Genomic DNA, 9930 nt, shown 5'->3' with positions numbered 1-9930 from the left:
TATGACTGGGATCATCCTTTTGATTTTCAAAGAGCATTAGAAAAGTGGGTCGATAACTATAACCAGGACTTCCCGCATCAGAGTCTAGGTTATCGAACTCCTTGTCAATATTATCAAGAATATGGTACAAATAAAGAGCAAGTACTAACTTAAAATGTGTCCTCTTAATAGGGAGCATTACAATTTTTGTAACATTTGTTACAGTATTTTTTAGTACTCTTAGTTAAAATAAATGTAAAAATTGTTTTTGGGAGGTGAAAATATGAGTATGTTCTGTTTTCAATGCCAGGAAACAGCAAAAGGAACTGGCTGTACCAGAAAAGGTGTTTGCGGAAAGGAAGCAGATGTAGCAAATATGCAGGACCTGTTAATCTATGTATGCAAGGGGATTTCTGTGTACAGTATCAAGGCGCGTGGATTAGGAATAGAAAATTCAATAGTAAATAAATTTATCATTGACTCATTATTTATGACCATCACTAATGCCAATTTTGATAAGGTAGATTTTCTTAAAAAAGTCAAAGAAAGCTTTGATGTTAGAGAAGAGATTAAAGAACAATACCTTAATGCTGGAGGTGAGCCTATACAGGACCTGCCGGATTGTGCAACCTGGAAAGCAGATGAATCTTCTGACTTTGAAGAGAAGGCTAATGCCTCTGAAGTTGGACTTCTGGCAACTGATGATGAAGACAAGCGCTCATTGAGGGAGCTTTTAACTTATGGTATTAAAGGAATGGCTGCCTATACTGAACATGCATTTAATCTAGGCTATGAAAATGAAGAAATTTATGATTTCATTCAAAAAGGATTAGTTGCTACTATAGATGAGTCACTTTCTATAGATGAGTTAGTAAGTTGGGTGATGGAGTGCGGTAAATTTGGTGTTGAGGCTATGTCTTTATTGGATAAAGCTAATACAGAAACTTATGGCCATCCGGAAGTTAGCAAGGTTAATATAGGAGTCCGAAATAATCCAGGCATCTTAATCAGCGGGCATGATCTTAAAGACATGGAAGAACTGCTTGAACAGACCAGGAATACAGGAGTTGACATATATACTCATGGTGAAATGTTGCCAGCAAATTATTATCCGGCATTTAAGAAATATGCACACTTTGTAGGAAATTATGGTAATTCCTGGTGGAAACAAAACGAAGAATTTGAAAAATTTAACGGTCCGATACTGATGACAACTAACTGTATTATCCCGCCAAGAGACAGCTATAAAGACCGGGTATTTACTACTGGAACAGTTGGTTATCCGGGAATGATTCATATTCCTGATAGGAAAAAAGGACAGTCAAAATATTTTTCACAAATCATTGCAATGGCGAAAAAATGCTCTCCTCCTGTAGAGATAGAAAAAGGAGAGATTATAGGTGGATTTGCCCATAATCAGGTTATTGAGCTGGCAGATAAAGTTATTGACGCTGTCAAGAGTGGTGCAATTAAAAGATTTTTTGTGATGGCCGGGTGTGATGGCAGAATGAAGAGCCGAAATTACTACACAGAATTTGCTCAAAAATTGCCCCAAGAAACAGTTATTCTTACTGCCGGTTGTGCAAAGTATAGATATAACAAGCTTGATTTAGGTAACATTGGTGGCATACCCAGAGTATTAGATGCCGGGCAATGCAATGATTCCTACTCCCTGGCAGTAATTGCCTTAAAATTAAAAGAAATATTGGGATTAGATGATGTTAACCAGCTTCCTATTTCTTACAATATTGCCTGGTATGAACAAAAAGCGGTAATAGTATTATTGGCTTTGCTTTATCTGGGAGTGAAAAACATTCATTTAGGTCCTACCTTACCGGCTTTTTTATCGCCAAATGTAGCTAATGTATTGGTAGAAAAGTTTAAAATTGGTGGCATTACTAATGTAGATGAGGATATAAAAATGTTCCTCGATTAAAGCCAGCTAAAATGGATATTAAGAAATGAGGTCCAGTAACTGAGTTAAGTTTTTCCAGTTACCGGATGATTCTTTTATGGCAAATTTATAAGAGGTCAGAGTATGAGAAAATTATCAACTTTGTGCCGGAAGATACATCGCTACCTTACCATTCCTTTTGTTGTCTTAACGTTAATGGTAATAGTATTTACCAGAAATATGCCAATAAATAATTTCTTTTTTCGCTGGCAAAGAGTCTTCATGCTTGGTTTAGCTATTACTGGTGTATTTATGTTTCTATATCCTTATATTTTAAAGAGGAATAAAAGAAAAGATAATAGTATCTAATAACTGACTTTCCCTGATAAGTAATAGGATTTAGAAATTAAAGATTTTGTTCAATAAGAGAAAGATTGTTGGTAGTAATAATGTTCTTGTACAAATTAATTAGGCCTTCATTTTTCATTCTATGTAATTCTCTTGATAGGGAAGGGCGAGTAACACCAAATTGTTCTGCCAATGTTTCCCTGGTATCAGTTAAATGAATGCATAATTTTTTTGTTCTTGATATTGTTCTAAAAGGTAAAGACATATTTTCTGACGAATGGTTTCTCCTGTTAGAAATCGTAAACGATAATCCAGTATTAAGATTTTTTCCGATAACAATTGTAATAAATTCCTGAGAAATTTTTCATTTTGAAAACATATCTTCATAATATTGATTTTATCAAAAAGCATAATTTTGGTATTATGAACTGCTACTATCATAGAGGGGAATGTTTTTTTATTTGAGAAAATAATTATTTCTCCAAAAACATCACCAGTGGTAAGCTGGTTTATTATTATCTTTTTTCCAGAAGAAAGGCTTTTTTGGATTTCTGTGTTACCACCAAGGATCAAACCAATTTTTGTCAATGTATCTCCTTCAAGAGCAATGACTTGACCTGCAGAATAATCCTTAATCTGATATTGAGCATTGATCAGAAAGTTAATAAGTTCCTTATTGTTGAAATCCTTAAATAATTTATTAAGTCCAAGCGCATGCTTAATGTCATACATAATAAATTCCTTACTAAAAAGTACTGCTAAGAAATTAAAATCTAATTTCTAATCCAAATTTAATTTTATAATCTTCTTGTTTTAAAGAATATGTTTCCAATTGGGTACTAAAGGTGAAATCAGAAGAGAGCTGATAATCCAAGCTAAGGCTTGTTTCTCCATGAAAATCGAGAGGAGTAGAATAAGTAATGAATAAATCATCGCCAATATTTTTCCCTACTTCTAAGGTGAGATCAGCCAGGTGCAGGTCTTCTAAAAAGAAATGCGAATCAGTATTTTCCTCAGAATTAAAAGAAATTCTGATAAACTCAAGACCCAAACCTTCAGCAAGTTCACGTTCCATTCTTCTAAATAGATTTATCTGTAAACTTTGAAAAAGAATATTAACCATTTCCTGGGAGAGAAGCTGATCGATTTCCCCTTCAGAAAGACCTTGTATATTACGATTAAAGGCTAGTAAAGATAGAATCTCAGTCTCTTTTAAAGCAGGTTGTGAGGAAAGCAGAACCTGTGGATTAGAAAGATTACCTATAACATTAATATTAATTTGTACACCCTGAACTGTGGTATGCGCTTTGGCATTTAGATCGATATCAGTTGGATTTATGCCGTTAATGGTGACCAGCCCATCTAAGATGGAAAATCTTTTATCAAAATACATAAAAGAACCTTTTTTTAAAGTTAAGGTTCCCTGGAGAGTCGGATCTGCCAATGAGCCATTTAAGCTGATTTTACCACCTATGTCAATTTCAGCATCGTTCATTTGCAATTTAAAAGGATCAATTAATTCAATATTTACTTCCAGCTGTTCTAATGAATCGTATCCGGGTGCAGAGGACGCAAATGAAAAATCCATACCTTCTTCTATCTGCAATAAATCTTTAACAGCCAATACTCCTTTAGTAAGAAATACCTGGCCACTTATATGTGGAGAGAATATAGAATTGCTTATTATTAACTCTAAGTCGACTTCACTTTCTAAAATATCCTGATAGGTGATTTTCTTGTTCTCATTTTTTATGATAAAGGATATATTATCAGGAAAAAAACGAATCAGTTCCAATTCTCCTGAGAGGTGAAATTGATTTTCATAAGCAATTACAGGAAGGGATGGGATGATAACTTTATTATTTATTATTTTTACTGTATTATTTATTTCTCCAATTTGAACGGGTAATTCGGTAAGATGAATTATGCCCTGATAAATGTTAATTGTTCCATTTACTATCGGATGGTCAGCTGTGCCAGTTAAAGAAAGTTTCAGGTCCGTTGTTCCTGTGATTTCCGAGAAAGTATCTTGCCAGAATACCTTTAATAAATTTAGATCAGCCTTCTCCATATTAATTTTAAAATCGAGTGGAATATCCAGGTAAGATGGAGGTAAATCTAGTTCTCCTCCCTTGGCATAAGTCAAACTTCCCACAGGAATGGTTCCTCGAGCAGTTATCTGATATTCTTTCTCCAGGGCGATGGTTAATTCCTTAATCTCTAATAGATTCGTTAAGCTATTCCACCTTAACTCACTCTGTAGGTTCTGGAAGTTAAATTCTCGGAAATAGCCTTGTTTGATTTGGGTAGTTACTGATATATTGGGCTGCTCTAATGACCCTGTGCATAAACCTTTAATGTCCATAATACCTTTTATTTCTTCATCTATCTGCACTAGGCTCATTACAGTTGATATATCTAACTGTGTAGCTTGAAAACCGATATCCAAGCTCCCATTAGAGGCAATTTTTCCCTCTGCCTTAAGCAATCCTTCGGACTGAATTAACTGAAAATTGGAAATATTCAGACCATCTTTATCCACAGTAAGCATTGCTTCTAACCTGGAAGGTGGATTGTTTTCCTGTTGTTGAGGTATGAGCAGGAAAGATAACAAAATTTGTTGCGCATCATTATTTCCTGTACAGGTTGCTTCTCCGGTTATTCTGGAAGGTAAGAATCTTTTTATATTTTCTTCTGCTGGATAGAAATACTCAATCATCTCGTTAAATGCCTGGTGTGAAAATCCAATTTCCAGAGCAAAGGTATGTTTTTCTCCCATGGTAGCCTGACTTTTGGCGCTTAATTGAATCATTTCATTTTGCAATTCAAGGTTTTCTAAAGTAAGAGCATAATTATTGCTGATTCTGCCAAAAAAATTATCTGAATTTTCCTCCTGGCTTTCAGATGGAGCTATCTGCTCTGGTTGTAAATAGAAATCTACTTTACCCTGTCCTAGCTGATAATCCTGGTAGGCTATCTGTTCTAATTGTAGATTCCCACTGATTTTTAACTCAGGCCAGGTACCCTGGATGTATCCACTGCCTTCTGTCTGGCCGGATAAAGGAATAGCATATTTCACTCTTTCCAGTAATGGCTTGATAACCAGAGGGTGGAGCTGGTAAGAAAGAATAATTTCTGGTTTATCTGTTTGTGTGGTAATAATTTTCCCCTCTCCGGACAATTGTAATTCCCGGTTAGTTAAACTAAACGATTCAACCGATAAAACATCCTTTTGATAAGCCAGTTTTCCAGTTAGTTCTCCCACCTGAGTATTCTGGATAGAGAATTCTGACCATTGTAATTCAATATCTATTTCAGGTTGCTGGATACTTCCCTTTCCCTGACCTTGAAAGGTTAAACTTCCTGCTATTTTCGCCTCTGGTTCGAAAAAATTGCTATAAATTGCTAAGTCAGGTATTTGGTATTCAAAATCCAATATAAAATTAATAAGCTCCTCAAATCGCAATTCTCCTTTGAGAGAACCATTGCTCTCACTAGATTCTAGCTCACATTGCTCGATAGATAACAACTTATCAGAAAGATTCATAGTTGATTTGATGCTGCCTCTTAAAGAGCCAGGCAAGGAAAAATTCCCCATCCCCATATTATTAATTGTGAAGTCACCCGTAAGGTTAGATACAGAATTATCCTGTTTTTGGCTATCCATTTGCAAAGAACTATCAATATTACCTGAGAATTCTGCTAGGAATGGAAATTGTTGAAATAGAGAATGCCGCAGGGATAGATTTAAAGTCTTTATGGCAAACTGGTAAGAAGGTATCTCATCAGACCAATTCAGGTGGCCATCAATTGAAATCGAGGAATTTGAATCACAGGACTCCAGGGCATTTATAATTAATCTCTCACTGTTTAAAGAAAAATTACCTGAAATGTTGGGGAAAAGTATCTTTTCAATAATTATTTCAGAGGCATTTACCGCACCATTGATATAAAAACCATCAGGCAGGCCGTTTATATTTCCGGTTAAATTAACTTCACCTTGCAGGGCAAAGTCATTACATTCACCAACAAAAAGTGATATATCATCTCTGAGGAGAGAAGTATTTATTTGCTCCCCTTCTATGTTCAGGTCAAAATATATTTCTGGTTCAGTTAAGATCTCTCCCTCTAACTGAACTACACTATCGCGGTAAAGGCCACTAAGTCCTGAGATTGTGATTTCTGGTTTAGCAAAAACGACCTCACCATTAATTTGCTGGAAAGGTATTTGGTTTAGGAAGAGTGGCTTAGCGCTTGCATGATAAAAGGTCGCTTTACCTTGCCAGAAGCTTTCATTGGTCTCCCATTCCGGAGAAAAGCTTAAATTGAGTACTAAATCAAATTTTCCCTGTGTAGTATTGAACTGTTCAGCAGCTTCAAGATAATACTGAAAATGGGTGATATCTGCATTTTGTAAATTGAAATCCAAAGAATATTCTTTTTTATTTATAAAAAATAATCCACTTAAGGATAAGAAAGCTTGATCTGAATCTTGAATACCCTCAAAATCAAATTCTACTTTTGGTAAGTGAGTTAAATCAAAATATCCCTGAATATCTTTTGCTTTAGTGATAAGAGCATCTTGATTATAATGGAATACTAATTCATCTTGATAAACTAAGTAACTATTTTGAAAATTAATCTGTTGAATAATTATTTTTTCCTGTAAATATTCAGGATCTAAATTGAGTTTTTTTACCAGGTCAAATTCCCCGGTAATCTCTCTGGTTAATTCTATATAAGCATTAAAGAAAGTAATTTCTTTAATATTCAGCTGCCATCCTTTCCATTTAAAGAATGGGAAAAAAAGAGAATATCTAGCTTCTAACTTTTCTGTTTGAAACAAAATATTTGCTTTATCCTGATTATTTTCAAATATTACCAGATGAGATAATTGTATTGATTGAAAAGAAATTGTATCTACAGATCCAATTTCTATCTTTTTCCCCAGCATACCTTCTAATTGTGTTGTGATAATAGACTTTACATTCATGCGGAAATTTTCACTATTAATATAAAAATATGATATTAATAAACCCATCGCTATAATCAATAGAAGAACACTAAAAATATATATTAATCTATTTTTGCCTGCTATGCCATTCAATGTTTTAACACCCATGATCCGATTTAAAAAATTCATGATAATCAGTTGCTATAAAAGATTTAATATTACATAAGAAAAGGATTATTATTGAGGGTTTTATAACAGTGCATTATCATTTTAAATATTATATCATAACATTTTAATATAGAATAAAAATACTGTCAGGTAATTCTTGACAATGGTGGTAAAATAAGAAAAATATTACACCAACTAAGCGTGGGGAAATAAGTACATATTAACCAGGAGACAGAAAGCCGTGTAGGATGAGAGGCGGTTCCGGAATTGTACCAAATGGACCCATAAGTTTCGGTTTGAAAAGGCAATTTCCTGAGTAGGTACCGACGGTTTTCCTCCGTGAACGGGAAATGGTATCGGTATAGTGATATACCTGTACTTTATTAAGCGGGAACAGATAAGTATTATTAAGCATTCTGTTTCAACGAGGGTGGCACCACGAAAAAGTTGACCTTTCGTCTCTTGACGAAGGGTTTTTTATTTGTTCCAACTTAACCGAACCTGAAAGAGAGAACGTTTTATTTTCTTTAGCTGAGAATAAAACGGTTTAAAAAGGGTGGCACCACGAAAGACTTTTCGTCCCTTAAGTGTAGCAAGGGGATGAAAAGTCTTTTTTTTAAACCAGAAAGATTAAGAGATACCAGTTTAGTATATTCGTACTTTAAGTACGAAGAAAGAGGCTATATTGCTGTTAAAAATTTGCTGAAAAGATAGATAAGAGAAAAAGCAAAAATTGAGAATATAAAAGCGGCAATTAAAAAACGCCACTTCTTTTAGAGTATTACTAAAACACTGCTATTTAATAGAGTTTTTTACTGAAATAGATTGATTGCTAAGGACCATGGAAAGAACTAGGAAAGGAGGTAATGGATAATGACTATTATGTTTATGGGAATATTGATGAGAGGTTGGTCCCCCTTAAGGGGGATGTGACAAAATTATTAATAGATAATAACAATAGAAATTTATCATATAAGTATAAAAATAAGTATAAAGGAAAGGAATGTATTATGGAACGAAATAAGTATATATTAGATGAAAAAGAGATGCCTCAATATTGGTATAATATTTTACCTGATTTACCTGAGCCATTACCATTAGTATTACATCCGGGAACAAAAAAGCCTATCAAACCGGAAGATTTAGCTCCATTATTTCCTGTAGAACTTATTAAGCAGGAAATGAGTACAGAAACATATATTGAAATTCCAGAAGAAGTTAGGATGATATATCGTTTGTGGAGACCAACTACTCTCTTCAGAGCCAGACAGCTGGAAAAGACTTTAAAAACACCAGCTAAAATATACTATAAATATGAAGGAAGTAGTCCTCCGGGAAGTCATAAACCTAATACAGCTGTAGCCCAGGCTTATTATAATAAAAAAGAAGGGATCAACCGTATTACTACTGAAACCGGGGCGGGACAATGGGGGAGTGCTCTGGCTTTTGCCGGAGCCTGTTTTGACATTGAAATAAAGGTCTATATGGTGAGAATAAGTTATGAGCAAAAACCTTATCGCAGGGTAATGATGCAGGTATGGGGTGCTGATTGTATTCCCAGCCCTTCTGAACAGACTAAAGCTGGTCAGAATGTTTTAGCCAGAGAACCAGATTGTCCGGGTAGCTTAGGTTTAGCTATTAGCGAAGCAGTAGAAGAAGCGGTAAATAGAGATGATACTCATTATTCTCTGGGTAGTGTTCTTAATCATGTATTGCTCCACCAGACAGTTATTGGCCAGGAAGCCAAGATAATGTTAGAAAAGATTGATGAATATCCTGATATTATAATTGGTTGTGTGGGCGGTGGTTCAAATTCTGCTGGAATGTTTTTACCCTTTATCAAAGATAAGATAAGTGGTTTACATCCAGAATTGAGAATTATTAATGTTGAGCCCAACAGTTGCCCTACCCTGACCAGAGGACCCTATCGCTATGACTTTGGTGATGAAGCAGGTATGACTCCTCTTTTGAAAATGTACACTTTAGGACATGGATTCATTCCTCCACCTGTTCATGCCGGTGGACTGCGTTACCACGGTATGGCACCCATTATCTGCCACCTTTTAAATTTAGGTTTAGTAGAAGCAAGGGCAGTTCATCAATTGGAAACCTTTCAGGCTGGAGTTGATTTTGCACGGAGCGAAGGAATCGTCAGTGCACCAGAATCAAACCATGCTATTCGAGTTGCTATTGAGGAAGCAATTAAATGCCGAGAAACCGGAGAAGCAAAAACTATCCTTCTTGCCTTAAGTGGACACGGTCATGTGGATATGGCAGCATATCAAGCTTATTTTGACGGTAAACTGAAAGACTATAAATATCCCCAGGACAAAATCGAAAAAGCTTTACATGATTTACCTGTAGTATAAGGTATAGCCACCTGTTTTTACAGGTGGCTTAAAAAAATTGATCCGCTGTTGATTCTTACTTTCTAACTTATTTTTATCAAACCAATATTATAGGTAATCCCATACTTAAGTTGCACTTAGAACCTTGAAAAACTGTTGATAAATCAGTATAAAGAGAGTATGAAAACATGTCCTCGCTACGGCAGTAAAAAATTCTGGTCTCTTTCAACCGGTCAGAT

5 protein-coding genes are annotated in these 9930 nt (G+C 35.1%); 3 read left to right on the top strand and 2 right to left on the bottom strand.

Features of this window, described 5'->3' with window-relative positions; translation table 11 throughout:
* The first annotated feature begins 262 nt into the window (after positions 1-262).
* Entirely contained in the window at positions 263-1915 is a 1653-nt protein-coding gene (hcp, locus tag PHD84_09735) for a hydroxylamine reductase (protein MDD5638078.1), read from the top strand.
* A 102-nt stretch (positions 1916-2017) separates the two neighbouring features.
* Positions 2018-2242 carry a hypothetical protein gene (locus PHD84_09730; protein ID MDD5638077.1) on the top strand — a complete coding sequence of 75 codons (225 nt, stop codon included), beginning with the start codon at positions 2018-2020 and terminating at the stop codon, positions 2240-2242.
* 189 nt (positions 2243-2431) lie between these two features.
* Here the strand turns inward: PHD84_09730 and PHD84_09725 are convergent, their stop codons facing one another.
* Both PHD84_09725 and PHD84_09720 read right to left on the bottom strand, forming a co-directional pair.
* On the bottom strand, positions 2432-2953 hold the full coding sequence (locus PHD84_09725; GenBank protein ID MDD5638076.1) for a Crp/Fnr family transcriptional regulator: 522 nt from the start codon (positions 2951-2953) through the stop codon (positions 2432-2434).
* A gap of 34 nt (positions 2954-2987) precedes the next feature.
* The gene (locus PHD84_09720) at positions 2988-7364 is read right to left on the bottom strand and encodes a translocation/assembly module TamB domain-containing protein (GenBank protein MDD5638075.1); all 4377 of its coding nucleotides are present in this window, start codon (positions 7362-7364) and stop codon (positions 2988-2990) included.
* Positions 7365-8353: 989 nt separating this feature from the next.
* Here PHD84_09720 and PHD84_09715 point away from each other — a divergent pair.
* Positions 8354-9712, top strand: coding sequence for a TrpB-like pyridoxal phosphate-dependent enzyme (locus PHD84_09715; protein ID MDD5638074.1), 1359 nt, complete (start codon positions 8354-8356; stop codon positions 9710-9712).
* Positions 9713-9930: the final 218 nt, after the last annotated feature.

Source organism: Atribacterota bacterium, from assembly GCA_028717805.1.
Classification (GTDB): Bacteria; Atribacterota; Phoenicimicrobiia; order Phoenicimicrobiales; family Stramentimicrobiaceae; genus Stramentimicrobium.
This window is presented reverse-complemented; position numbering and strand designations above follow the sequence as displayed.